Origin of the sequence: Niallia sp. HCP3S3_B10 (assembly GCF_052064465.1) — a bacterium.
In the GTDB taxonomy this organism is placed as follows: Bacteria; Bacillota; Bacilli; order Bacillales; family Cytobacillaceae; genus Niallia; species Niallia hominis.
Map to the genome: position 1 here is coordinate 223375 of NZ_JBQHVO010000001.1, position 23573 is coordinate 246947.

General features: G+C 33.9%; 23 protein-coding genes. 15 read left to right on the top strand and 8 right to left on the bottom strand.

The features are described 5' to 3' along the window. The first annotated feature begins 251 nt into the window (after window positions 1-251). Complete coding sequence (locus ACTNDN_RS01080) at window positions 252-1562, top strand: DEAD/DEAH box helicase (protein ID WP_031535409.1); 1311 nt, start codon at window positions 252-254, stop codon at window positions 1560-1562. A gap of 21 nt (window positions 1563-1583) precedes the next feature. Next, the gene (locus tag ACTNDN_RS01085; RefSeq protein WP_031535407.1) at window positions 1584-2477 is read left to right on the top strand and encodes a deoxyribonuclease IV; all 894 of its coding nucleotides are present in this window, start codon (window positions 1584-1586) and stop codon (window positions 2475-2477) included. A gap of 56 nt (window positions 2478-2533) precedes the next feature. On the opposite strand, the gene ACTNDN_RS01090 is transcribed toward ACTNDN_RS01085, so the two are convergent. Beyond that, window positions 2534-2791 carry a DUF2624 family protein gene (locus ACTNDN_RS01090; protein WP_031535405.1) on the bottom strand — a complete coding sequence of 86 codons (258 nt, stop codon included), beginning with the start codon at window positions 2789-2791 and terminating at the stop codon, window positions 2534-2536. Between the two features lie 219 nt (window positions 2792-3010). Between ACTNDN_RS01090 and ACTNDN_RS01095 the strand changes: the two genes are divergently transcribed. Then, the gene (locus ACTNDN_RS01095; RefSeq protein ID WP_441130516.1) at window positions 3011-3424 is read left to right on the top strand and encodes a Fur family transcriptional regulator; all 414 of its coding nucleotides are present in this window, start codon (window positions 3011-3013) and stop codon (window positions 3422-3424) included. 144 nt (window positions 3425-3568) lie between these two features. On the opposite strand, the gene ACTNDN_RS01100 is transcribed toward ACTNDN_RS01095, so the two are convergent. Beyond that, complete coding sequence (locus ACTNDN_RS01100; RefSeq protein ID WP_031535401.1) at window positions 3569-4150, bottom strand: 5' nucleotidase, NT5C type; 582 nt, start codon at window positions 4148-4150, stop codon at window positions 3569-3571. 161 nt (window positions 4151-4311) lie between these two features. Between ACTNDN_RS01100 and ACTNDN_RS01105 the strand changes: the two genes are divergently transcribed. Beyond that, window positions 4312-4680: a DUF4190 domain-containing protein gene (locus ACTNDN_RS01105; protein ID WP_251627512.1), complete on the top strand. Its 369-nt coding sequence runs from the start codon at window positions 4312-4314 to the stop codon at window positions 4678-4680. A gap of 62 nt (window positions 4681-4742) precedes the next feature. Here the strand turns inward: ACTNDN_RS01105 and ispG are convergent, their stop codons facing one another. Next, window positions 4743-5861 carry a flavodoxin-dependent (E)-4-hydroxy-3-methylbut-2-enyl-diphosphate synthase gene (gene ispG / locus ACTNDN_RS01110; protein ID WP_192840925.1) on the bottom strand — a complete coding sequence of 373 codons (1119 nt, stop codon included), beginning with the start codon at window positions 5859-5861 and terminating at the stop codon, window positions 4743-4745. Window positions 5862-6100: 239 nt separating this feature from the next. Further along, window positions 6101-6421 (bottom strand): LysM peptidoglycan-binding domain-containing protein, encoded by a 321-nt coding sequence (locus ACTNDN_RS01115; RefSeq protein ID WP_235248036.1) that lies wholly within the window; start codon window positions 6419-6421, stop codon window positions 6101-6103. Window positions 6422-6601: 180 nt separating this feature from the next. Here ACTNDN_RS01115 and ACTNDN_RS01120 point away from each other — a divergent pair, with 180 nt between their 5' ends. Then, window positions 6602-8290, top strand: a complete 1689-nt coding sequence (locus ACTNDN_RS01120) for a methyl-accepting chemotaxis protein (protein ID WP_251627514.1) — start codon at window positions 6602-6604, stop codon at window positions 8288-8290. 59 nt (window positions 8291-8349) lie between these two features. Here ACTNDN_RS01120 and ACTNDN_RS01125 read toward each other — a convergent pair whose 3' ends face one another. After that, window positions 8350-9129 (bottom strand): DUF1189 domain-containing protein, encoded by a 780-nt coding sequence (locus ACTNDN_RS01125; RefSeq protein ID WP_251627516.1) that lies wholly within the window; start codon window positions 9127-9129, stop codon window positions 8350-8352. 145 nt (window positions 9130-9274) lie between these two features. Here ACTNDN_RS01125 and ACTNDN_RS01130 point away from each other — a divergent pair, with 145 nt between their 5' ends. After that, window positions 9275-9754, top strand: a complete 480-nt coding sequence (locus ACTNDN_RS01130) for a DUF456 domain-containing protein (protein ID WP_251627518.1) — start codon at window positions 9275-9277, stop codon at window positions 9752-9754. A gap of 48 nt (window positions 9755-9802) precedes the next feature. Here ACTNDN_RS01130 and ACTNDN_RS01135 read toward each other — a convergent pair whose 3' ends face one another. After that, complete coding sequence (locus ACTNDN_RS01135; protein ID WP_251627520.1) at window positions 9803-10498, bottom strand: Crp/Fnr family transcriptional regulator; 696 nt, start codon at window positions 10496-10498, stop codon at window positions 9803-9805. A 572-nt stretch (window positions 10499-11070) separates the two neighbouring features. Here ACTNDN_RS01135 and ACTNDN_RS01140 point away from each other — a divergent pair. The 9 genes from ACTNDN_RS01140 (at window position 11071) to phoU (ending at window position 22325) form a co-directional block, all read left to right on the top strand. Further along, complete coding sequence (locus ACTNDN_RS01140; RefSeq protein WP_031535384.1) at window positions 11071-11679, top strand: superoxide dismutase; 609 nt, start codon at window positions 11071-11073, stop codon at window positions 11677-11679. Window positions 11680-11853: 174 nt separating this feature from the next. Beyond that, window positions 11854-13071, top strand: a complete 1218-nt coding sequence (locus tag ACTNDN_RS01145; protein WP_441130521.1) for an MFS transporter — start codon at window positions 11854-11856, stop codon at window positions 13069-13071. A gap of 171 nt (window positions 13072-13242) precedes the next feature. Beyond that, entirely contained in the window at window positions 13243-15348 is a 2106-nt protein-coding gene (locus ACTNDN_RS01150) for a peptidoglycan D,D-transpeptidase FtsI family protein (protein ID WP_441130523.1), read from the top strand. 246 nt (window positions 15349-15594) lie between these two features. Beyond that, window positions 15595-17700 carry a peptidoglycan D,D-transpeptidase FtsI family protein gene (locus ACTNDN_RS01155; RefSeq protein WP_441130525.1) on the top strand — a complete coding sequence of 702 codons (2106 nt, stop codon included), beginning with the start codon at window positions 15595-15597 and terminating at the stop codon, window positions 17698-17700. 235 nt (window positions 17701-17935) lie between these two features. Next, window positions 17936-18889: a PstS family phosphate ABC transporter substrate-binding protein gene (locus tag ACTNDN_RS01160; RefSeq protein WP_441130527.1), complete on the top strand. Its 954-nt coding sequence runs from the start codon at window positions 17936-17938 to the stop codon at window positions 18887-18889. Between the two features lie 71 nt (window positions 18890-18960). Continuing rightward, window positions 18961-19911 (top strand): phosphate ABC transporter permease subunit PstC, encoded by a 951-nt coding sequence (pstC, locus tag ACTNDN_RS01165; RefSeq protein WP_031535374.1) that lies wholly within the window; start codon window positions 18961-18963, stop codon window positions 19909-19911. Between the two features lies 1 nt (window position 19912). Continuing rightward, a complete protein-coding gene (pstA, locus tag ACTNDN_RS01170; protein WP_031535372.1) occupies window positions 19913-20791 on the top strand; it encodes a phosphate ABC transporter permease PstA in 879 nt (292 codons plus the stop codon). A 20-nt stretch (window positions 20792-20811) separates the two neighbouring features. Further along, window positions 20812-21633 (top strand): phosphate ABC transporter ATP-binding protein PstB, encoded by an 822-nt coding sequence (gene pstB, locus ACTNDN_RS01175; protein ID WP_031535370.1) that lies wholly within the window; start codon window positions 20812-20814, stop codon window positions 21631-21633. A 38-nt stretch (window positions 21634-21671) separates the two neighbouring features. Continuing rightward, window positions 21672-22325 carry a phosphate signaling complex protein PhoU gene (phoU, locus tag ACTNDN_RS01180; protein ID WP_031535368.1) on the top strand — a complete coding sequence of 218 codons (654 nt, stop codon included), beginning with the start codon at window positions 21672-21674 and terminating at the stop codon, window positions 22323-22325. A 157-nt stretch (window positions 22326-22482) separates the two neighbouring features. Here the strand turns inward: phoU and ACTNDN_RS01185 are convergent, their stop codons facing one another. Both ACTNDN_RS01185 and ACTNDN_RS01190 read right to left on the bottom strand, forming a co-directional pair. Continuing rightward, the gene (locus ACTNDN_RS01185; protein ID WP_031535366.1) at window positions 22483-22971 is read right to left on the bottom strand and encodes an endolytic transglycosylase MltG; all 489 of its coding nucleotides are present in this window, start codon (window positions 22969-22971) and stop codon (window positions 22483-22485) included. 4 nt (window positions 22972-22975) lie between these two features. Next, window positions 22976-23365 carry a hypothetical protein gene (locus ACTNDN_RS01190; protein ID WP_031535364.1) on the bottom strand — a complete coding sequence of 130 codons (390 nt, stop codon included), beginning with the start codon at window positions 23363-23365 and terminating at the stop codon, window positions 22976-22978. Window positions 23366-23573 lie beyond the last annotated feature (208 nt).

Consider the following 23573-nt stretch of genomic DNA (forward strand, 5'->3'; position numbering starts at 1 on the left):
ATAGAATATGCAAAGACTTACAAGATGTTTAGGTTTTACGAAGAAATAATGGATAGTGTCATATGTAATGTAAAATGCTAGGATTAGGGATAAAAAATATATTTGATTTATGGTATTGGAAAAAATAAAAAGGGCACACATTATAGCCTTTTAGGTAAATTTTTATTATAATAAAATGATGGACAAAAGAGCTATAGATAAATGCCAAATCTGCGCACACTCATTTATCTGGCTATTAAGGAGTTTTTTATATGAGTAATAATCAATTTAAACAATACGAGTTTAAACCATTTATTATAGATGCAATTGACGAATTAGGTTTTTACGAACCGACAGAAATTCAACAGAAAGTAATTCCTCTTGTTTTAAAAGGGGAAAGTGCAATTGGGCAATCGCAAACTGGAACAGGTAAAACGCATTCATACGTTTTACCGATTGTTCAGAGAATAGTTGCTGAAAAACAAGCAGTACAAGCTGTTATTACAGCACCTACTAGAGAATTAGCGAATCAAATTAATCAAGAAATTTTGAAAATAATTAAGCATTCCGAACAACCAATAACAACTCGCCTATTTATTGGAGGTACGGATAAACAGCGTTCGATTGAAAAGCTTAAAACACAGCCACAAATTGTTGTAGGTACGCCTGGAAGAATTAATGATCTTGTTAAAGAACAAGCATTATTTGTGCATACTGCAAAAATTCTAATCGTTGATGAAGCAGATCTTATGCTAGATATGGGCTTTATTGAAGATGTTGATCAAATTGCGTCAAAAATGCCAAAGGAATTAACCATGTTTGTATTCTCTGCGACAATCCCTGAGAAATTAAAGCCATTTTTAAAGAAGTATTTAGAAAATCCAACATATGTTCATATCGAACCAAAGCAATTAACAGCCGCAAAAATAGAACATGTGCTAATTCCTTCCAGACATCGTGATAAAATTACAACAGTATATGAAGCGTTAGTAAGCTTTAATCCTTATCTTGCGATTGTATTTACAAATACAAAGCAAATGTGTGATGAAGTTGCAAATGGCTTATCAAACAAAGGTCTTAAAGTTGCAAGAATACATGGTGGTTTGACACCTCGTGAGCGTAAAAAAGTAATGAAACAAATCCTAGATCTAGAATTCCAATACATTATAGCTACTGATTTAGCAGCAAGAGGAATTGATATTAAAGGGATCAGTCATGTTATTAATTATGAGTTACCAACAGATTTAGATTTTTATGTGCATCGTGTTGGAAGAACTGCAAGAGCAGGTTATTCGGGTATTGCCTTAACAATATATGAGACATCAGACGAAGATAAGTTAAATCAATTGGAAAAACTAGGTGTAGAATTTAAGCATATGGATCTTAAAAAGGGCGAATGGGTAGAATTAGATGATCGTAATCGCCGCAAAAACCGCAAGAAGCAAGTGGATGAAATTGATGTAAAGGCTAAGTCTCTTGTTAAAAAGCCGAAAAAGGTGAAACCTGGCTATAAGAAAAAAATGCAACAACAAGTAGAAACAATTAAAAAGAGAGAAAAGAGAATTAAGAGTAGAAAAAAATAGGGGAATAGAGGAGTGTTTGAATTGTTGAAAATTGGTTCACATGTATCAATGAGCGGGAAAAAGATGTTACTTGGAGCTAGTGAAGAAGCAGTCTCCTATGGTGCTAATACTTTTATGATTTATACTGGTGCACCCCAAAATACAAGAAGAAAGAAAATAGAAGACTTAAATATTGCAGCTGGCCAGCTTCATATGGAGCAAAATGGCATAGAAGATATTATCGTGCATGCACCATATATTATTAATATTGCCAATACTACGAACCCAGCTACTTTTGAATTGGGCGTTAACTTCTTACGTAGTGAAATAGAAAGAACAGAAGCACTAGGAGCCAAACAAATTGTTTTACATCCAGGCGCACATGTAGGAGCAGGTGCTGAAGTTGGTATAAAAAAGATTATCGAGGGCTTAAATGAAGTGCTTACTGGGAACGAAAACTTGCAAATAGCGCTAGAAACAATGGCTGGAAAAGGATCTGAATGTGGTCGTACCTTTGAAGAATTAGCAATGATTATGGAAGGTGTTACCCATAATGATAAATTATCGGTATGCTTTGATACATGTCATACACATGATGCTGGATACAATATTGTAGAAGATTTTGATGGAGTATTAGAAGAATTCGATCGTATCGTGGGAATTGATAAATTAAAGGTATTGCATATAAATGATAGTAAAAATATTCTTGGAGCTCGAAAAGATAGACATGAAAATATCGGTTATGGGCAAATCGGTTTTGATGCATTGGTGAAAATAGTTCATCATCCCGAGCTAGAAAATGTTCCGAAAATATTGGAAACACCATATGTTGGGATAGATAAAACGAATAAGAAAGCACCTTATAAGCATGAAATCGAAATGATTAAAAATAAGGCATTTAATGCAAATCTATTGGAAGAAATTTTACAAAGTTAAAAAAAACGCTCTTCCGGAGCGTTTTTTATTTCTTTGTGAAGCTTAAGTATGGTAGATTACTGCTCTGCAAATAAGTTAAATAACTCGTTTAGTTCCTTTGCTGTAGCAGGACTTGTTAATTTAGCGACCTCTCTGATTAATTGTGCACGTTCATTAGGCTTGAAAATATTGATTTTTCGGCCATTAAGATGATTAGCAAGCTTTACGGCTTCTTCGTTTGTGATTTTAATTTTGAACTGTTTACTGTATTTCATTAGTTCAGTAGAGGTTATGTTGTTAATTTTATGATTGATTATGTTTTCAAAAATTTTCATGTCATCACTCCCCATTCTAACATATGAAGGGAAAGACAAAAATGTGCTAATTTTTTTTGATTTCTCTCATTTAGTATACAGAAAGTGATATCTTTACAACAATCATTCGTTCTTGTATACTGATTTTGATACTATTAAATGTTATATAAATCGTAATGATTACTATAGAATGTTCGTTTTATTTGATAAAAATGGATAGGGAGAAATGAGGTGGAGAAAATGAATGTGCAAACTGCACTTGATATCCTAAAGGAAAAAGGATATAAACATACAGACAAGAGAGAAGATATCTTAGCATTATTTTCTAATGAAAATAAATATTTAACCGCTAAAGATGTATTAGAGTCATTAAAGGATGATTATCCAGGTTTGAGTTTTGACACGATATACCGAAACTTATCATTATTCGAAGAATTGGACATTTTTGAAATGACAGAATTAAATGGAGAAAAACATTTTCGCTTTACTTGTTCTCACCATCACCACCACCATCATTTCATTTGCTTGGATTGTGGGAAAACGAAAGAAATTATTACATGTCCAATGGAAGAACTTACTGAAAGTTTAAAAGGCTACGATGTTTCTGGTCATAAGTTTGAAATTTATGGAAAATGTCCTGAATGTCAAAATTAAAAAACGAAGCATATCTATTCTGATATCGCTTCGTTTTTTCTTAATAGGTTGTTTTTGTAAAAGGAAGCAGGATATATTAACTTTAATTTTTTTAACAATAATTCATAATAAGTCTTTATAAATGTTATGTAGGGGTAAAGGAGTTTATTGATTCACTTGAGTTTTAACCCATTCTTCCACCCACTGATACGCTTCATTCCACGTAGTTACCCGTTTAACCCCTTTAGGAATTGGTTTCCTATTATATGGTGTATCAAAGAGTATAACTGGGATTCCTAATTCTTCATGAAGCATTACGGCATTATCATGCTTATCTTCAAAGAAAATATCCACCATATTTCTTTTGGCAGCCGCAATTTTATGATGAGAACCAATTAATTCAATATGATCAAAGCTAATCCCATTATTTTCAAACCATTGTTTTGTTAGTTCAAGCATGCCTTCTCCTCTTGCGCTAATAAATATGAGTTCATGTTGCTTTGCCCATTTTTGTAATACTACACTTGCGCCTTCAGCTAGGGGAGAGGACGAGTAAATTCTTGCCTCATTTTCCAAAAACCACTTGTCAAATTCTTCGTTAGTAACATTGACTAAAGGATAAAATTCATATTGAACAACATCCTCTAATGTAATATTCAATTGAAAGCTTTCATTTAAAAAGGGAACAAACGTAGCAGGGCTAGTTACTGTCCCATCAATATCGATTCCAAAACGCATTTTTTTCATTTTATGCTCCTTTATTCAAAGTTGTTCTTATCTAGCTTAACAAATAAACTCGACAAGGAAAAGGGAAGAACTAAAAAGTTATGTAAATCATTTACAGACATAGGGACACAGAATTTGGTGATGATAATAAATGCTCCTATTAAAGAAAGCGAGGGATCATCATGGCAGATCAAAACAGCAATGAAGGATACAGTCACGATTTTCAAGATAGAGAGCGAACTGGATCACCTGTTGATTATTTGGAAGAAACATCAGCAGAGATAACACCTCCAATGACTTTTAATGATACACGTCCAGTGACCTCCGATGTTGAGCGAGACAGGAATATAGTAGGTGGAAAAGGAATTGGTATTACAGCTTTAGTCATATCAATCCTGTCCTTATTTGTAATGCCTATTATATTAGGGATTGTTGGGATAGTATTAGGATTCATCGCAAGAAAAAAGGGAGCATCAGCACTTGGAACTTGGGCTATCTCTCTTGGTGCCATCTCCATTATCATTGGAATTTTTATTGCCCCGTTCTTTTAACTTAAAAATGGGGAATTAAAAAAATCTAACCTCTATCACGAGGTTAGATTTTCCTTCCTTTTTTATTGAATATTAATTGTATCTTTATTTTCAGCTTCTTCAGCTGCTTTTTTCGCAAAATACTCTTCAGCTATTGCATCGATTTCTTTCTTAAGTTCCTCTACCATTATGTCCTCTGGTACCTTGCGGACAATTTTTCCTTTACGGAATAGTAGGCCTTCGCCACGGGCACCAGCAATACCAATGTCCGCTTCTCTTGCTTCTCCTGGTCCATTAACTGCACAGCCTAGAACTGCAACCTTAATTGGTGCTTTAATCGTAGAGATGTAGTCTTCCACTTCGTTGGCAATACTAATCAAGTCGATTTCAATTCTGCCACAAGTGGGACAGGAAATTAATGTTGCAGCATTGGAAGAAAGACCAAATGACTTCAACAATTCTCGAGCAACTTTTATCTCCTCAACGGGATCTGCACTTAAGGATATACGTAAAGTATTTCCGATGCCTTTACTTAAAATAGCACCTAGACCAGCAGCGCTTTTTACTGTTCCCGCAAATAACGTACCGGATTCAGTGATGCCTAGATGTAAAGGATAGTCAAATGCTTTTGCTGCTTTTTCATATGCTTCAATTGCTAAGTTAACATCAGAAGCTTTCATGGATACAATGATATCATGAAAATCAAGGTCTTCTAATATTTTGATATGGTGCAAGGCACTCTCGACCATTCCATCTGCAGTTGGATAACCGTATTTCTCTAGAATCTTTTTCTCTAAAGAACCAGCGTTAACACCAATACGTATCGGAATCCCTTTTGCTTTTGCAGCTTTTACAACCGCTTCAACTTTTTCTCTTTTCCCAATATTCCCTGGGTTGATTCGGATTTTATCTGCTCCACCTTCAATTGCTTTTAATGCTAAACGGTAATCGAAATGGATATCTACTACTAATGGTATGTTTATTTGTTTTTTAATCTCGCTAATGGCATTTGCAGCACGTTCATCTGGACATGCAACACGAACAACCTGACAGCCAGCTTCTTCTAAGCGTTTAATTTGGGCAACTGTTGCTTCAACATCATGGGTTTTGGTAGTGGTCATGCTTTGAATAAATAATTCATTACTTCCCCCAATGGTTAAGTTACCGACTTTAATTGGTCGGGTTTTTGTACGATGAATAATTTCACTCAATGGTGATTCGCTCCTTTTATATTGGACAAGCCAAAATAATTTAGCTTTTTATTTATTTCTTTGTAACCTTACCTATTGTATCAATGAAACATTCATATTGACAAGAATCTTGCTAAAAATCACTTTGCATTTTTAATGGGAATCCCTAATTTGACGGGGAAAAAGTTTCATTAGGTGAGAAAAACAATAAAAACTTCCACCATTATCATTTCTGCGGAAGCTAAAGTTTATTATTTATATATCGGAAAAGAATATGATTTTCCGATTTGAATATCTTCAGGTTTTAAACCACCATTTAGTTTTTGAAAGTCATTTACAACAGTCTCCAAGCTAACCGATAAGGCGCCAGTAGAATATTCTTCTACAATAGAAAGAACGGTATCACCAGATTGGACTTGTTGTTCAAAAAATAATGGCGCTTCTTCTGGGGATGCCTGGACTTCTATTGAGGGTTCTTGTTTTTGAGTAGAGGAAAGCGTACCTTCATTTAAATCGATATAAATAACATATATTGTCACTAAAATTACAAAGGTAATAAAAAACCTTTTCATCCTACATCCCCCTAAACTAATTTATAGACAAACTATATGCTTGTCCACTATGAATTAGAACGAAAAAAGTATTCAGGCAAAGGGGGATAGGGAAAAAAGTCCTGAATTTAAAAATTAAATTACTTTATCTTTACATGCCCTTAATAAATTTCTGTGAAAATAGTCATAGGGGGCGAGCAAATGACAAAAGTCATAAAGAAGCAAAGGATAAAGGAAAGGCTTTCTATACAAAATCGGTTATTTCTGTTTGTTTTGCCATTATTTATTATTACGATTTTGATGTTAACGTTTATCTCCATTAATAGCTCTACAAAAATGACAGTTAAAATGATGAAGGAGAGACTAGAGAAAGAAACAAGCACTATTTACGTTATGGCTCAAAATACAATGCTAATGTACGTAGGTCAGGAAGAGAAGTTTCAAACGAAAATGGAACAAATAATAAGAGATCAAGATGCTAGCTTTGCCAAAGAAGGGTTAAACGCTTCTTTCTTTTTGCTATCGGAAAAGGAAGTAAAACCATTTAAAGTGAGTCAAAACTCCCGATTTAAGTTGGATGATTCTTTTATTCAGAAACTAGAGGAATTAGAATCAGGCGTATTGGATACAAAATGGAATGGAGAAACGTATACCGTTGCCTTTCAACAAATTCAAGAACTAAGAGGGATTTATTTGTTAGTAATTCCCCAATCTGAATATTTACATAATGTCAATCAATTAAAAAATAGTTTGTTGCTTTTTTCGGTATTAAGTATACTGATTATTGCTGTCGTTATTCGATATTTTGTCAAAACAATGGTAAGCCCATTACTAACGTTACGAGAAATTATGCGAATAGCAAGGAATGGTCATTTAGAAGAGGTTTCTACCATTAAAACTGGGATTCCTGAAATCAACTCGTTAATTAACAGCTATAATTTATTAATACAAAGATTAAAGCTTGTACTATCGGAAATGAATGCAACTAGTGATCATTTATCCAAAACAAATGATATTTTACAAACAGAGGCAATGCAAATGATAGAAAGTGGAGAGGCGCTTTCGGAAATGATTGTTACGGTGAAAAATGGCGCTGAGCAAACGGCAATTAGTTCAGAGCATAATATAACCGTTTTCCAAGAAATGAAAGGCTTAAGCGATCAAATCGACCAAAGTAGTCAAAAAATTAAGGAACATACAGACGAAATGAATGATTCTGCCATACTAGGCGAAGAGAATATAAATAATTTATTTGCAAGTCAACATATGCTACAAGATAAAGTAACCGTCATTTATCGTAATAATGATTTACTTAATAACCATGCTTTATCAATAAAAAAGGTTGTCGAAGATATTAAAGAACTTGCAGAACAAACCAAGCTATTAGCTTTAAATGCTACACTTGAAGCAGCTCGAGCTGGTATCCAGGGAAAGGGATTTGCTGTGGTAGCAAATGAAGTGAAGAAATTAGCTGTTTTGTCTTCTAAATCAGCAGAGGATATAAGAAAGTTTACACTTGATATGGATCAAATCATTCAAAAGTCATCAAGTGATTTAAAAGATATACAAAACAATTTTACGAAAAGTGATGACTTAGTGCAAAAAGCGACTGTCTCTTTTAATCAACTATTGAAGGGAATTTCTTTAGTAAGTGAAGGGCTAAAAGATAATCACCATTTATTAAATGAGCTACAGGCATTTTTTCCTAAGATGGAGTATAGCACGCTACATGTTACTTCCATTAGTCAACAAACACTCGCAAGCTCAGATGAGATGAAAAAAATAGGTGAAATACAGCAGGATAGTATCAAGGTTAATGCTGAGATAAGTTCTAGACTATCGATGTTAGTGGCAAAACTAGAGGAAAATATAAAGATGGAAGAAAAGTAAATCTCTTAAGAAGTAAAAAAGCAAAAACCAATGTGTAAGGTTTTTGCTTTTTTACTGCTTTATGGTTGTAGTGGTTTTTCCGGCTTGACCTCTTTAATTGCTAAACAAACAAGGAATAAACTAATGAACCAATTTAATAGATAGCCACTTGGAACAATGGTTTGTAAACAGTCCATAATAGTAAAGAAAATAACGGGAATGGTTGTACTATATACGGTGATTTTCCAGCATTGTGCATATGTTAATGCTCTGCCGAAAATTTTCGAGAAAAAGTTTCCAAACATAGCAAGTACGATTGTTTGAAGAACTTTATAAATTAGCATAAATAAGATATAGATTACAACTAAAATGATGATAAAAACATATGCTAAAGAATCCATTGTTTGAATAAAATCAATTAGCTCTTCCTTTGTAAGGGTGATATTTCCAAATGAGGAATATTCAAAACTCTGCGCCTGCCCTGCTGTTACGATTACAAATTCATTTTTTAAAAGCGCTACAGTATTTCCATAAGTACTAATTTTTGTATGGTCATAGGTTCCAGAAGCATCTAGAATGATTGTTAAATCAGGCTTTTCAATGATAGTTGGTTCATTTTGATTTTTGGTATTTAAAGTATTATCGCTTATTGTAAAAGAAGGTACTTCTTCTTCCATTGTTATACTAAACGTATGTATTGCTTCATTGATTCCCTTACTTAAATAATACAAATTAGGTATAGCTGCAATAATAGTCAAAAGCAACAAATAAATAATGGTTTTTCCTATGCCTTGAAAACGGAAGCTTGCTATATCTTTTGGAGAATAGAGGCTTCGATAAAACTGCTTAAAAATATTCATTCTGACACATCCTTCAAAAGTTTCATTCCTATTGTATCTTTTTCATGCTAATAGATACAAGTCTCAGCATTTGATTTGCATAAAAAAGTATGGTAAAAGTTTTAAAAGGATATACCTATACTAATTAGAAGGAAAGGGGGATGTAATGGATATTATTTATTGGATTATTATCAGTATTTTATTCATTATTGCTTTTGCTGGATTGATTTATCCAATCATCCCAAGTGTACTATTTATTTTAGCAGGGTATCTATTATATGGTGTCTTCTTTTCGTTTGAAGAACTTAGTGTCCTTTTTTGGATTATCCAAGGGATGTTTGTTGTCTTATTATTCTTTGCTGATTCTGTATCTAACTGGATCGGTGTAAAGAAGTTTGGCGGTACAAAGGCTGGGATTTGGGGAAGTACAATAGGATTGCTTGTTGGACCTTTTGTCATTCCTGTAATTGGCATCCTACTAGGTCCATTTCTAGGAGCCGTACTAGCAGAGCTTATCGTTAGTAGGACCGATTGGAAAAATGCGCTTAAAATAGGAGTAGGCTCACTAATAGGCTTTCTCAGCAGTATAGTTACGAAAGGTATTATTCAGGGGATAATGATTGTGTATTTCTTTTTGAAAATATAAATTAATGGAAGAAAAGGTAAGGGTAAGCTTTTACCTTTTCTTCTATTATTAATTAAGTCCGCAAATATCCACAGGACAGTTTTGACAATCGACTGCTCTTTTTAAATAGGCGAGATTTTTTACAGTAATTTTCTGGTTGCTGTAGTCAATGACTTCTCTTTCTCTTAAATCTTTTAATATGCGTTGAATAACTTCTCTTGTCCCGAACGTTAAATTCGCTAATTCTTGATGTGTGATGGGAATATCAATCAAGATCCCTTCTTTATTTTTTATTCCAAATGAATGACATAGCCTGATTAATATGCTGTATAGGCCGCCCTTTTTTCCATTCATTATAAGATCTTGGCATTTCATATGTGCTTTTAGATATCCCGTGCTTAACCAACTAGTAACAGAAATAAGGAGCATTGGATCTTTTAAAGCTAAATCTTCAAATTCACTGCGGTTAATCGCAAGAACATCACAATCTGTAAGACTTTTGGCAAAAAAATAATACTTTGGGGAATGTTTAAATAATTGGTATTCTAACAGCAATTCCTCATCATGGAGTATCTTAATGACGAATTCTTTTCCTTTCTCATGGACTCTCCCAAGAGAAATAGTTCCATTTAATAAAATATAAATTTTTTGAACAGGGTCTTTTTCTTGAAATAATAAAGTTCCCTTTTTTATATGTTCTATTTTGTCAGTCTCAAAGAAATGTTGTATCAATAAACTATATAATGATAGTTGTACTTCATTCATAAGAAAGCACTCCTTAAAAAGTTCCTCTTTTCTTGATTAAAAAACATTGTGAAATATTTGTCAATCTTGATTTGGAATAAAATGGTTATCGTGTGAATGGTGTGAATTCTATTCTACTCTAAAACGTTGATTCGTAAGGAAGAAACACAAAAATGACAATTTATCGAACTTATTTCAAGTTGAGTTCTAATAGAAGCGGTAATAAACAAATTAGTATAAATACTGGAGTGATGTTAATCACTAGAGGATGGTGGAAATTAAAAACTTTATTTTTAAGTAGAAATATAAAGTGATGATTGTTATTTTCTAACTAATAAAGTGAAAGTGGTTTCATCAAATTTAAGAATAAGGAGACAAGAACAATCCGTCCTATAAACAACTAGGCATTTGCCTGTTTAAAAGTAATTTTAGATGGGTATTTTAAAGAGGGAATCTTTTCAAGCAAATAGATTGAAAGTAAGTTCTTTATTTGATAATGTATTGTTAAAGAGCTTCTCTTATATAAATTGTCGAAATAGGACAAAACAATATAAGGAAGAAAATAATACATATAATATTAGGAGGAATTAGACATGGCTTATTCATTACCACAATTACCTTACGCTTATGATGCATTAGAACCTCACATTGATAAAGAAACGATGAACATTCATCATACGAAACATCATAATACTTATGTAACAAATTTAAACAACGCACTAGAAGGAAATGGCGAATTACTTTCTAAAACAGTGGAAGAACTTGTATCTAATCTTGATGCAGTGCCAGAAGCTGCTCGTACTGCAGTTCGTAACAATGGTGGCGGTCACGCAAACCATTCCTTATTCTGGGAAGTAATTTCTCCAAACGGTGGCGGTCAACCAACTGGTGATTTAGCTGCTGCTATTGACAGCAAATTTGGTAGCTTTGAAAACTTCAAAGAAGAATTCTCAAAAGCTGCTACAACTCGTTTTGGTTCAGGTTGGGCTTGGCTAGTTGTGAACAACGGTGAGTTAGAAGTAACAAGCACACCAAACCAAGACAATCCTTTAATGGAAGGTAAGACACCTGTTTTAGGATTAGACGTTTGGGAGCATGCATACTACTTAAATTACCAAAACCGTCGTCCTGAGTACATTAGTGCATTCTTTAATGTAATTAACTGGGATGAAGTAGCTAAACGTTATTCAGCTGCTAAATAATAATAGGTTAGCAAAACCTGTGGGCATTATGCTCACAGTTTTTTTTTGTCTTATTTTGTCTTAGTATTGAAAAGATAGTAATTATAGCTTATTTTCATAATTGTTAGTTTTTATATATAATGCATAACGATATTCATTTTGTTAGAAACTACTCTAGAACAAAGGGGAGTTTCTATGATGAAAATAGGAAAAATTTTAGGTGATGTAGAGCTTACAAAAGATTTAAAAATATTGTTGCTCACCGGTGGATTGTACGCATTAAGTGTAGCACTTTCTAATACTTTCGTTAACGTATTCTTATGGAAGCAGTCAGGAGAATTTAGAGATTTAGGATTGTATAACCTTGCTATTATCTTGCTGCAATTACTTACCTTTACACTTGCTGGCAGATGGGCAAAGAAAATTGATCGTGTCATTGTATTTCGAATTGGTGTTGCCTTCCTTACCATTTTCTATTTGACAGTACTATTAATTGGAGACAAAGCATCTACATTTCTCCTAGTGTTAGGGGCAATACTTGGTATTGGCAACGGATTCTATTGGCTAGCGTACAATGTTTTGACATTTGAAGTTACCGAACCTGAAACTAGAGATTTCTTTAATGGCTTCTTAGGACTATTAAATTCTGTTGCTGGGATGATTGGACCGATGATTGCGGGATATATTATCTCACAGCTAACAAAGTCAACAGGTTATATGATTGTTTTTGGAATGTCTCTTGCACTCTTTCTTCTAGCGGTTATTTCTAGTTTTTTTCTCAAAAGAAGGCCGGCAGAAGGCAAATATTATTTTAAAAGAATTTTGGAAGAGCGAAAAAATAATTATAACTGGAAACTTATAACGAATGCTCATTTTTTTCAAGGCTTACGAGAAGGCGTCTTTGCGTTTATGATAACTGTCTATGTTTATATAGCGACAGACAGTGAGTTGGCTTTGGGTAAATTTGGGTTAATCAATTCGGGAATTTCTTTTGTTGCCTATTATATTGTTTCGAGGACAATCAAAAATGAGAATCGGAATAAATCCATTTTAGTTGGAGGGATCATGCTATTCCTTTCGATGTTTATTATCGTTTTTGATTTTTCTTACACGAAATTATTGATTTATGCGAGTACTATAGCCATCGCTTATCCATTAATCCTTGTTCCTTACACTAGTTTAACTTTTGACGTAATCGGAAAAGGATGGAAGGCAGGAGAAATGAGAATTGAATATATAGTCGTAAGAGAATTGTTTCTCAATCTAGGAAGGCTTTTATCCGTTCTCATTTTTATAATTGGTGTAAGCATGTTCAATCCAAATAAAGTAATCCCTGTCTTGTTGTTTATCCTAGGAAGTGGACACTCGGTGATTTATTTTTTTACTAGAAGAATCAGATGGAAGACAGCTTAACTATGTAAAAGAAGATCTGTTATAGAGTTAACAGATCTTCTTCTTCGTGTGAAAAGGTGAATGAGAAAGAGAGAATTCCTTTAAAAATCCTGTAATCATATAGAAATTTCTGTAATCTTCCTTTAAAATAGAAAATAGGAAAGTTTTGGAGGAAATGGTGGGGTTTTAAAAGTGGGAGAAAAAAAGAAAAAAAAGAGAAATCCAATACCTTTAAGAGTTAACCTTATATTCTTTATGGTATTTTTATTGTTTTCAGCACTTATTTTAAGATTAGGATTTGTACAGATTGTGTATGGAGACGATTATAAAAATGAAGTAGAAAAGAAAGAGGATGTCGTAATTAGCACTTCTGTTCCAAGGGGAGAAATGTATGACAGAACAGGTAAAAGTATTGTAAGCAATGTAGGCAAGAATGCCATTACATATACTAATTGGAATAAGTATACAGCAGAAGAAATGCGGGATACGGCTGAAGAATTAGCAAAAATTATTAAAATGGACAGCGATAAAGACCTTAAAAAGATTTCAGAAAGAGACAAGAAAGACTATTGGATTTTAATCAATCCAGATGAAGCAAAGACAAAGATATCAGAAGAAGATCAGAAACAGCTTGCGTCAAAGTATAAAGACGACAAAAAGGAATATCAAAAAGCGTATGATGAGCTATTGCGTAGTCGCATATCTGAAACAGATTTAAACAAACTAACCGATTTAGATATGGAAACATTAGCGATATATCGAGAGTTTCAAAGCGGTTATTTTTATACTCCCCATATTGTAAAAAATGAAGGGGTTACCGATAAAGAAATTGCCATTATTAGTGAAAACTTAGAAAGATTACCTGGAGTAGACACCCTTCGAGATTGGGATAGAGAGTATGAATTTGGCTCCACTTTAAAAACTGTCTTGGGAAATGTGAGCACGTCTCAAAGAGGAGTCCCAGCTGAAGAAAAAGACAGCTATTTAGCTAAAGGATACAGCATGAACGATCGAGTTGGACTAAGCTATCTAGAAAAGCAATATGAAGATGTTTTAAAAGGGCAAAAGAAAAAGGTTAAATATATTAAAGATAAAACAGATGACATTGTAGGCTCGGAAATTTTATCGAATGGATCTGCAGGAAATGATTTAGTATTAACCATCGATATGGATTTGCAGCTAGAAGTTGAGAAAATCATTGAGGAAGAATTAAAAAAAACGAAATACGGTTATGCTGGTACCAAGTATTTAGATCGAGCATTTGTTGTATTAATGGACCCTCATACAGGGGAAATATTAACAATGGCTGGTAAACAATTAGGAACAGATGATGATTCAGGAAAACAAATTGTTAATGATTTTGCGTTAGGGAATATTACAACTTCCTATAACGTGGGTTCAGTCGTAAAAGGTGCTATGGTAATCACAGGCTATAAAGAAGGGGTTCTAAGTCCTGGTACGACATATATTAATGATTCAACGATGCAAATTAAGGGTTCTAACCCTTTTAAATCCTGGAAGACAATGGGGAATATTAATGACTTAATTGCTTTAAAGCAATCATCCAATGTTTTTATGGCTAAAACGGCTATTATGATAGGAAAGGGAAAATATGCTTATATGCAGCCATTAAACATTGATTTGGATGCATACCCAAAGATAAGAAATTCTTTTTCTGAATTTGGATTAGGTGTGCGAACAGGAATTGATTTGCCAAATGAAATGGCTGGTTTTAAAGGAGCAATTGATCCAAATCAGCCAGCAAATTTAATGTTCTTATCCATTGGACAATATGATACCTATACAAATATGCAATTAGCACAATACATTTCAACAATCGCAAATGGTGGTTATCGTATTCAGCCACACTTAGTGAAAGAAATAAGAGAGACATCCATCGAAGAGGGGCAATTAGGACCGATTGTTCAGGAAATTCAACCCAAGGTATTAAATAAGTTAGATTTGGAACCTGGTTGGATGGAGCAAATTCAAAAAGGCTTCCGAATGGTAATGCAGCCAGGAGGGACAGGAAGTGTCTTTGCAGGTGCTTCTTATAGTCCAGCTGGAAAGACTGGGACCGCAGAAGCTTTTTATTATGATCCATTAAATAAGCAAGAAGAACCACCACAAGTTATGAATGTAAGTTTAATAACATATGCCCCGTCCGATAATCCAGAAGTAGCAATGGCAGTAATGGTTCCATGGGTTTATACAACAAATAATGGTCCTTCGCCGAACTTAACAATCGGAAAACGTGTAATGGATAAATACTTTGAATTAAAGAAAGAAAAAGACTAGATTAATAGACTTACGATAAAAAGACTATCTGTTTGTTATAGATAGTCTTTTTGGTGTTTTTTGGATGAAAGAAACGTGGATACATAGGCGTTTTTTCTCTCATATTAATAAATAAGATAGTAGGAAAAATGCAAATAGCACAACTTAGTCGATTCTAGCATATTATTCCAATTAGTTATTAATAGAATAATCTCCTGTTTTCTATTACAATAGAAAAAGAATATTCAAGGAAAGTGTGATTATACGGTGGGAAAAAAGAAAAAGAAAAAAACGATACCTGTACGTCTTAATATTATTTTCTTTTTAGTGTTTTTATTATTCTCCGCCTTAATTCTGCGACTAGGTTTTGTGCAGATTGTTTACGGAGAGGATTATAAAAGAGAGCTAGAGAAAACAGAAGATGTTACAGTAAATACCTCTGTGCCCCGTGGGAAAATGTATGATACTACTGGAAAAGTAATTGTGGATAATGTTGCACAAAAAGCGATTACATATACGAATTCAGGTGCAAAGCAAGAAGTAATGCTCGAAACAGCTGAGTTGCTTTCCCAGTATATTATTAAAGATACAAAAAAGGTAACAGAACGTGAAAAAAAGGATTACTGGATCATAAAAAATGAAGAGAAGGCAAGTAAGAAGGTGTCTGATACAGAAAAAAAAGCTTTAGCAGAGAAGTATCCAGATCAAGACGAATATAATACAGAAGTATATCAATTGCAGCTGGATCGAATTACGGAGGAGGATTTAAAAACACTTTCTAATCATGATTTAGAGGTTTTAGCAATCTATCGCGAATTTATTAGTGGCTACAAACTAACACCGCAAATGGTGAAAAATAAAGACGTCAGTGACAAAGAGTTTGCAGTAGTAAGCGAGAATTTAGAATCCTTACCTGGTGTAGATACAACAACTGACTGGGAAAGATCGTATGCATTCGGTGATACGTTAAAATCTGTTTTAGGGAGTGTTAGTTCCGCAGAGAAAGGATTACCGGCAGAGAAATTAGATTATTATCTTTCACGAGGATACAGCCGAAATGATCGAGTAGGAACAAGTTACTTAGAACTCCAATACGAAGATGTTCTAAAAGGACAAAAAGAGAAAATTCGCAATAAAACAGATAAAAATGGCAATATCGTAAGTACCGAGGTCATATCAGAAGGAAAACGAGGAAATGATCTAGTTCTCTCCATTGATATGGAACTTCAATTAGAAGTAGAAAAAATAATCGAGGAAGAATTAAAAACAGCCAAGACATTTTCTGGAACAAAATTGCTTGATAGGGCTTATGTGGTTTTAATGGATCCAAATACAGGAGATGTTCTGTCCATGGCCGGAAAACGACTAGAAAAAAATGAAAAAACAGGAAAATTGGAAGTTCAAGATGATGCACTTGGTAATATTACAACCACGTACAACGTAGGATCTGTTGTAAAAGGTGCAACTGTATTAACGGGGTATAAAACGGGAGCAATTTCTCCTGGAACAGTGTGGAATGATACACCTGTAAAAATCGGAAACACAATTAAGAAATCTTGGACAACAATGGGACCAATTAATGACCTGACTGCATTGCAACGCTCTTCTAACGTTTATATGTTCCGTACAGTAATGAAGATGGCTGGTGCAAATTATGTATATGGTCAACCGTTATCTGTACAGCTGAGCGACTTTTCATTAGTTAGAAACGAGTTTGCGCAGTACGGATTAGGAATTCGCACCGGAATTGATTTGCCAAACGAACAAGTTGGGTTTAAAGGACAAGATACATTGCCAGGTTTCCTACTAGATTTATCGATTGGGCAATATGATACGTATTCAAATATGCAGCTCGCGCAATATGTTTCCACAATCGCGAATGGCGGGAAAAGGATGGAACCACATATTGTAAAAGAAATTCGTGAACCTGTAGCAGATGATAGCACACTAGGACCAGTTGTAGAAACCGTAAAACCAAAGGTATTAAATACAGTAGATGTTAAACCAGAATGGATTGAACGAGTTCAGCAAGGATTTGAGATGGTAGCTCAAACTCCAAAGGGTACCGCTTATTCTAACTTAGGTGGAAAAGATTATTCTCCTGCAGCAAAAACAGGTACTGCGGAGGCGTTTTATGATGGACCATCAAGAAGTGATTATGGGGAAATACCTCCTCAAGTCATGAATTTAAGCTTAATTAGCTATGCTCCTTCTGATAATCCAGAAGTTGCGATGGCAGTAATGGTTCCATGGGCATACCAAGGAAGTGTTGATAATGGGGCAAATAAAAAAATCGGTGAACGTGTATTGGATGCATATTTCGATTTGAAAAAAGAAAGACAAAAAGACGAGGAAAAAGAAGAAAAAGAATAATAGAAAAAGGGCAAACTATTTTCCATTAGTTTTGCCCTTTTTTGCATTTTGTTAAAGAAAAAGCCTTTTAATAATGGTAGACCCAATTGTTAAGCAATTTCTAAAAAATATAAGGAACCCCCTAAATTTACATAGCGTTTACATTGATTTACAAACAGTTAAAACCAAATTAATACTAAAGACTTATAGTTAACTTGTAAGACAAAACAACCATCCTTAGGGGGTAAAGAGAAAAATGAAGAGCCTTAAAACAGTAGGATTAACAGCAATGATTGGAACAATGTTAGCATTAGCAGCATGTGGCGGAAATAATGATGCTAATTCATCAAATGATAATGATGCTGGTGAACAATTATCAGGACAAATTAAATTAGACGGTTCATCAACTGTTTATCCAATTATGGAAGCAATCGTTGAAGAATATCAAGCAGAGCAACCAAATGTAAAAGTTTCTGTTGCATCATCTGGTACAGGTGGAGGCTTTAAAGCGTTTATCGCAGGTGAGACTGATTTTAGTAATGCATCTCGCCCAATTAAAGAGGAAGAGAAAACAGAATTAGAAGCAAAAGGAATTGATTATACTGAATTACGATTAGCATATGATGGACTCTCCGTTGTAGTGAATAAAGACAATACGTGGGTAGACCATTTAACAGTAGATGAATTAAAGAAAATTTGGCTAGAAGATGGCACAACGAAAAAATGGTCTGATATACGTGAAGGATGGCCAGAGGAAGAAATCAAATTCTATTCACCAGGAACAGATTCTGGAACATTCGATTACTTTGATGAAGTAATTCTAGAAGAACAACCAATAGTTAAAGCAGCGACATTATCAGAAGACGATAATATTTTAGTACAAGGTGTAACAGGGGATAAAAACGCAATTGGATACTTTGGATATGCTTATTATGCAGAAAACAAAGATAACTTAAAAGTAGTACCGATTGACGGTGGTAACGGTCCAGTTGAACCAACAAATGAAACAGTTGAAAGCGGAGAATACTCTCCATTATCAAGACCATTATTCACTTATGTGAAAAATGAATCTGTAGAAAAAGAAGAAGTAGCTGATTTCGTTGAATTTATGATTGAAAATGCAGCAGTGCTTTCAGAAGATGTAGGCTATGTAAAATTACCAGATGAAGAATATGAAAAAGATTTAGAGTTAATTAAAGGACTGAAGTAATAAGTTTTGATGGAAAGCTTTGTACTTGGCTTTCCATCTTGGTGTTTGGATTTAAGGGGGGCTTGAAAAACATGATGAAACAAGAAGTAAACAGAAATACACCATCTATTCAGGAATTAATTGCAGAAAAAAAACAAAAAAATAATTTAAGTAAAATGCTAGAGAAAATAATGCCTAAAGTATTATTAATTACTGCTATATTATCGATTTTAACAACGCTTGGTATTTTATTTACATTACTCATTGAAACATTCACTTTTTTTGAAAGAGTGAATATGAAAGAATTTTTAACAAGTAAATCATGGTATCCATTTTCCGAACCAGGAACATTTGGAATTATGCCACTTGTCTCTGGGACATTAAAAGTAACCATTATTGCAGGTATTGTTGCTGTGCCTATAGGGCTGGCATCGGCCATTTTTTTAAGTGAGTACGCGAGTGATAGAACAAGAAGAATAATTAAGCCAATCTTAGAAGTGCTAGCAGGTATTCCTACGATTGTTTATGGGTTTTTCGCTTTAACCTTTATAACACCATTGCTTAGATCAATTATTCCTTCTTTAGAAATGTTCAATGCATTAAGTCCAGGAATTGTGATCGGCATTATGATTACACCTATGATTGCTTCTTTATCAGAAGATGCCATGAGTGCAGTTCCACGATCAATGCGTGAAGGGGCTTTAGCGATGGGTTCTACAAAATTTGAAGTAGCAATTAAGGTTGTCTTGCCAGCTGCCGTTTCTGGTATCGTTTCTTCTATTGTTTTAGCGTTATCAAGAGCAATTGGAGAAACAATGATTGTAGCAGTTGCTGGTGGAAGTACACCTAATCTTAGCTTCAATGTAACAGAATCAATTCAAACTATGACAGCCTATATTGTTCAAGTTAGCCAAGGAGATGCAGGATATGGGACAACAATCTATTACAGTATTTATGCAGTTGGATTTACACTATTTCTGTTTACCTTCTTAATGAACCTGCTTGCCCAATACATTTCTCGTCGTTTTAGGGAGGAATATTAAGATGAAGTTGATAAATCATTCAAATGTTATAAAAAAAATGAAACCGAGATTAATGAAAAATGTCATAATGAGAGGATTATTTTTTAGCGCGACTTTATTTGGTTTAGTTATTCTCGCTATCCTTTTTTATCGAGTATTGACTCAAGGAATTGGCTATTTGGATTTTCAATTTTTAACAAGCTTGCCATCCCGTAAACCTGAAAATGCAGGGGTTTATACTGCTTTAATAGGAACTGTGTGGCTTATGGCAGTAGTTGCACCTGTCTCCCTTTTGATTGGAGTGGGGACTGCAATATATTTAGAAGAATATGCGAATAAAAATAAGTTTACGAATTTTATCCAAATCAATATATCAAACCTTGCTGGTGTACCATCAATTGTCTTTGGTTTATTAGGACTAACCTTATTTGTTCGTGCCATGTCACTTGGAACAAGTGTGCTTGCTGCAGGTTTAACAATGAGCTTATTGGTTCTGCCAATTATTATTGTAGCTGCTCAAGAGGCAATCCGATCTGTACCTAGTGAATTAAGAGAAGCATCTCTCGGTATGGGTGCAACAAAATGGCAGACAATCGTTAGAGTGGTAATGCCGGCAGCTATCCCTGGCATTTTAACAGGTGGGATATTGGCACTTTCACGTGCAATAGGAGAAACAGCACCATTAGTTGTATTGGGTCTTCCTTTATTCCTTGCATTCTTGCCGAGAACAGTTTTTGATATGTTTACAGTATTACCAATGCAAATTTATAACTGGACGGGAAGACCACAAGAAGAATTTCAGAGTCTTGCAGCAGCAGGAATAATTGTTCTTTTAGTGCTATTAATCTTAATGAACTCTATTGCAGTATTGATTAGAAATAAATTTCAAAAGCGTTATTAAACGTATAGGGGGAACTTCAAATGAGTACAGTCTTTGTAGATAAAGTGAAGAAAGCAGTAGAAAGTAATGATTTAGATGGTAAGGTAAAAAATTCTGTTTATAAAACAAATCAGCTTAATTTATGGTACGGGGATAACCATGCGCTGAAAAATATAGATTTAGATATTATTGAAAATGAAGTAACTTCTATTATTGGGCCATCTGGATGTGGGAAATCGACATATATAAAAACATTAAATCGTATGATTGAATTAGTGCCAGGTGTAAAAACATCTGGTGAAATTAATTACCGTGGTAGAAATATTTTTGACAAAGACTATGGAGTGGAAGAATTAAGAACAAAAGTAGGAATGGTCTTTCAAAAACCGAATCCATTTCCAAAGTCAATTTATGAAAATGTGGCATACGGTCCTAAAATTCATGGCATTCGTGATAAGAAAATATTAAATGAAATTGTGGAAAAAAGTCTAAGAGGTGCAGCAATTTGGGATGAAGTAAAAGATAGATTAAATCAGAATGCATATGGACTATCTGGCGGACAGCAGCAGCGTCTATGTATTGCTAGATGTCTAGCTATAGAACCAGATGTTATTCTTATGGATGAGCCAACCTCTGCACTTGATCCAATTTCGACATTAAAAGTAGAAGAGCTAGTTCAAGAACTAAAGGTAAATTATAGCATCATTATTGTTACACATAATATGCAGCAAGCTGCTCGTATCTCTGATAAAACAGCTTTCTTCTTAAATGGAGAAGTTGTTGAGTTTGATGTAACAGATAAAATATTCTCAAATCCAAAGGATAAAAGAACCGAAGATTATATTACAGGAAGATTTGGATAATAAATTCAGTTCAACACCCGAAAAAGGAGACTCTTATCATGCCAGTTAGAGAGAAGTTTGAAGCAGGGCTTAAGGAACTACAAGGAAAATTGACAGAGCTTGGAGAATTTTCTATTCAAGCTCTCCAAAGATCACTAGCTGCACTTGAGACACAAAACATCGAGATGGCTCTAGAAATAATTGATGATGATGCAAAGGCAGATAGGTTGTATGAAGAAATAAATGATTTTGCAATTCTTCTTATTGCAAAACAGGCACCTGTTGCTATTGATTTAAGAAGAATTATTGTTGGAATAAAGATTGCGACAGATATCGAAAGAATTGCAGATTTTGCAGTGAATATAGCAAAGGCTACTATTAGAATAGGTAATCAGGATTTAGTAAAACCGATGGTACATGTCAAAAAAATGCTGGAAATCACGAATGAAATGTTACGGTTATCTTTAAATGCATATAATGAAGAGGACACAAGGTTAGCTCGGAAAATTGCTGAGATGGATGATGAGGTAGATAGTTTAAACAAACAAGCGTTTATGGAGCTGTTTGAAATCAGTAAAAATAAACCTGAATATTTACATCAAATTTCTCAACTAACATTTGTTTGTCGCTATTTAGAAAGAGCAGCCGACCACACTACTAATATAGCTGAAAATATTTTTTATTTAGTTAAAGGCAGACAATACGATTGGTAAAAAAATAAGGCAACAGGCATAAACAACAAATTTTTACTATAAACGTCATTTAAAAAACTAATATAAAAAACCAAACAATCTTAGAAACTATTGTCTGATTGTTTGGTTTTTTTCGTCCTGACAAGAATGCTTTTATACCATCCTAAAGAAGCGCTATTTACTTAGTAAGAGTCACAGCGATTTTCTTATGACTCATCTCACTCGTTAAACGAAAGCTGCCAACTTGAATTTTTGTGTGGTAATCGTTATCGATTAAGTATGTTTCGAATTCTTCTTGATCTTTAACGATCTTATTTTTATATAATAATTCAGCAATTGTGGAAATACTCATACCGCTTTTAACTTTTAGCGTATAGGAATATGTCTCTTGTGCTTCTTTTTCAGCTTCCTCTTGTTTATTATTTGCCTCTGTATCAGACTTTGCTTGTTCTTGTTTATTTTCCTCTATGCTTTTGTTCAGTTCCTCATATTCTACATTACTTAAAACGATAAAACCCTGTTTTTTAAGGTATGTAGTCGCATCATTTGTGTTTAGGAAGTTTTCATCTTGGTGAGTGTTTTTTTCCATATAGAAATAATAACTACCGATCACACTAGCTGAAAGGAGCATTCCTATAGCGAATGAACGTAAACTTTGTTTCTTCATTTCATTATTGTCCTTCCCGTTCGTTAATAATATGTTGAACTTGAGAAATGGATAGGGATGATTGATTGGCAATCTGATCAATTGGAACTCCACTTGCTGCAAGTGTCCAAACTTGGTTTTTAATGATGGCATGAATAGATGGAGTATTTTCATTTTGGATTGGCTTTATTTCTTTTACAGAAGAAGGAGATTTAAAAGAAAAATCTTCCTCACCAATCATTAATTCCTCTTCTAACACTTTTAATTTCTTTTTCATTTTATATAGTTCCTGTACTTGCTGAATCGATAGCTGATCTATTTCCTCGCGTAAGTCTTTTATAGGATCACGAAGAAAAAAAGATAGTAGAAGAAGCAATAAAGAAATCCCTAATAATACTAGCGTTACAATTAACATAATTCACCTCATGTCACAAATTAATAGTATTAGACTATTTAAAAAAAGCTGTTTTCTAAAAGATTGTTGTTCAATAGGAAAAAAGAAATCATCTTTATCTTTGCAGTAAAACAGTCCAGTCTAAGATATTTTATCATTATCAATCAATAATTCCTATTTAATCAAAGTAACTTATGGAAGGAATGAATGAAAATTGCTATAAGATAAC

Coding starts and splice junctions, on each gene's coding strand:
- ACTNDN_RS01080 (WP_031535409.1), top strand. CDS start 252: ATGAGTAATAATCAATTTAAACAATACGAGTTTAAACCATTTATTATA.
- ACTNDN_RS01090 (WP_031535405.1), bottom strand. CDS start 2,791: ATGAAAATTTTTGAAAACATAATCAATCATAAAATTAACAACATAACC.
- ACTNDN_RS01095 (WP_441130516.1), top strand. CDS start 3,011: ATGAATGTGCAAACTGCACTTGATATCCTAAAGGAAAAAGGATATAAA.
- ACTNDN_RS01100 (WP_031535401.1), bottom strand. CDS start 4,150: ATGAAAAAAATGCGTTTTGGAATCGATATTGATGGGACAGTAACTAGC.
- ACTNDN_RS01105 (WP_251627512.1), top strand. CDS start 4,312: ATGGCAGATCAAAACAGCAATGAAGGATACAGTCACGATTTTCAAGAT.
- ACTNDN_RS01115 (WP_235248036.1), bottom strand. CDS start 6,421: ATGAAAAGGTTTTTTATTACCTTTGTAATTTTAGTGACAATATATGTT.
- ACTNDN_RS01120 (WP_251627514.1), top strand. CDS start 6,602: ATGACAAAAGTCATAAAGAAGCAAAGGATAAAGGAAAGGCTTTCTATA.
- ACTNDN_RS01125 (WP_251627516.1), bottom strand. CDS start 9,129: ATGAATATTTTTAAGCAGTTTTATCGAAGCCTCTATTCTCCAAAAGAT.
- ACTNDN_RS01130 (WP_251627518.1), top strand. CDS start 9,275: ATGGATATTATTTATTGGATTATTATCAGTATTTTATTCATTATTGCT.
- ACTNDN_RS01135 (WP_251627520.1), bottom strand. CDS start 10,498: ATGAATGAAGTACAACTATCATTATATAGTTTATTGATACAACATTTC.
- ACTNDN_RS01140 (WP_031535384.1), top strand. CDS start 11,071: ATGGCTTATTCATTACCACAATTACCTTACGCTTATGATGCATTAGAA.
- ACTNDN_RS01145 (WP_441130521.1), top strand. CDS start 11,854: ATGATGAAAATAGGAAAAATTTTAGGTGATGTAGAGCTTACAAAAGAT.
- ACTNDN_RS01160 (WP_441130527.1), top strand. CDS start 17,936: ATGAAGAGCCTTAAAACAGTAGGATTAACAGCAATGATTGGAACAATG.
- pstC (WP_031535374.1), top strand. CDS start 18,961: ATGATGAAACAAGAAGTAAACAGAAATACACCATCTATTCAGGAATTA.
- pstA (WP_031535372.1), top strand. CDS start 19,913: ATGAAGTTGATAAATCATTCAAATGTTATAAAAAAAATGAAACCGAGA.
- pstB (WP_031535370.1), top strand. CDS start 20,812: ATGAGTACAGTCTTTGTAGATAAAGTGAAGAAAGCAGTAGAAAGTAAT.
- phoU (WP_031535368.1), top strand. CDS start 21,672: ATGCCAGTTAGAGAGAAGTTTGAAGCAGGGCTTAAGGAACTACAAGGA.
- ACTNDN_RS01185 (WP_031535366.1), bottom strand. CDS start 22,971: ATGAAGAAACAAAGTTTACGTTCATTCGCTATAGGAATGCTCCTTTCA.
- ACTNDN_RS01190 (WP_031535364.1), bottom strand. CDS start 23,365: ATGTTAATTGTAACGCTAGTATTATTAGGGATTTCTTTATTGCTTCTT.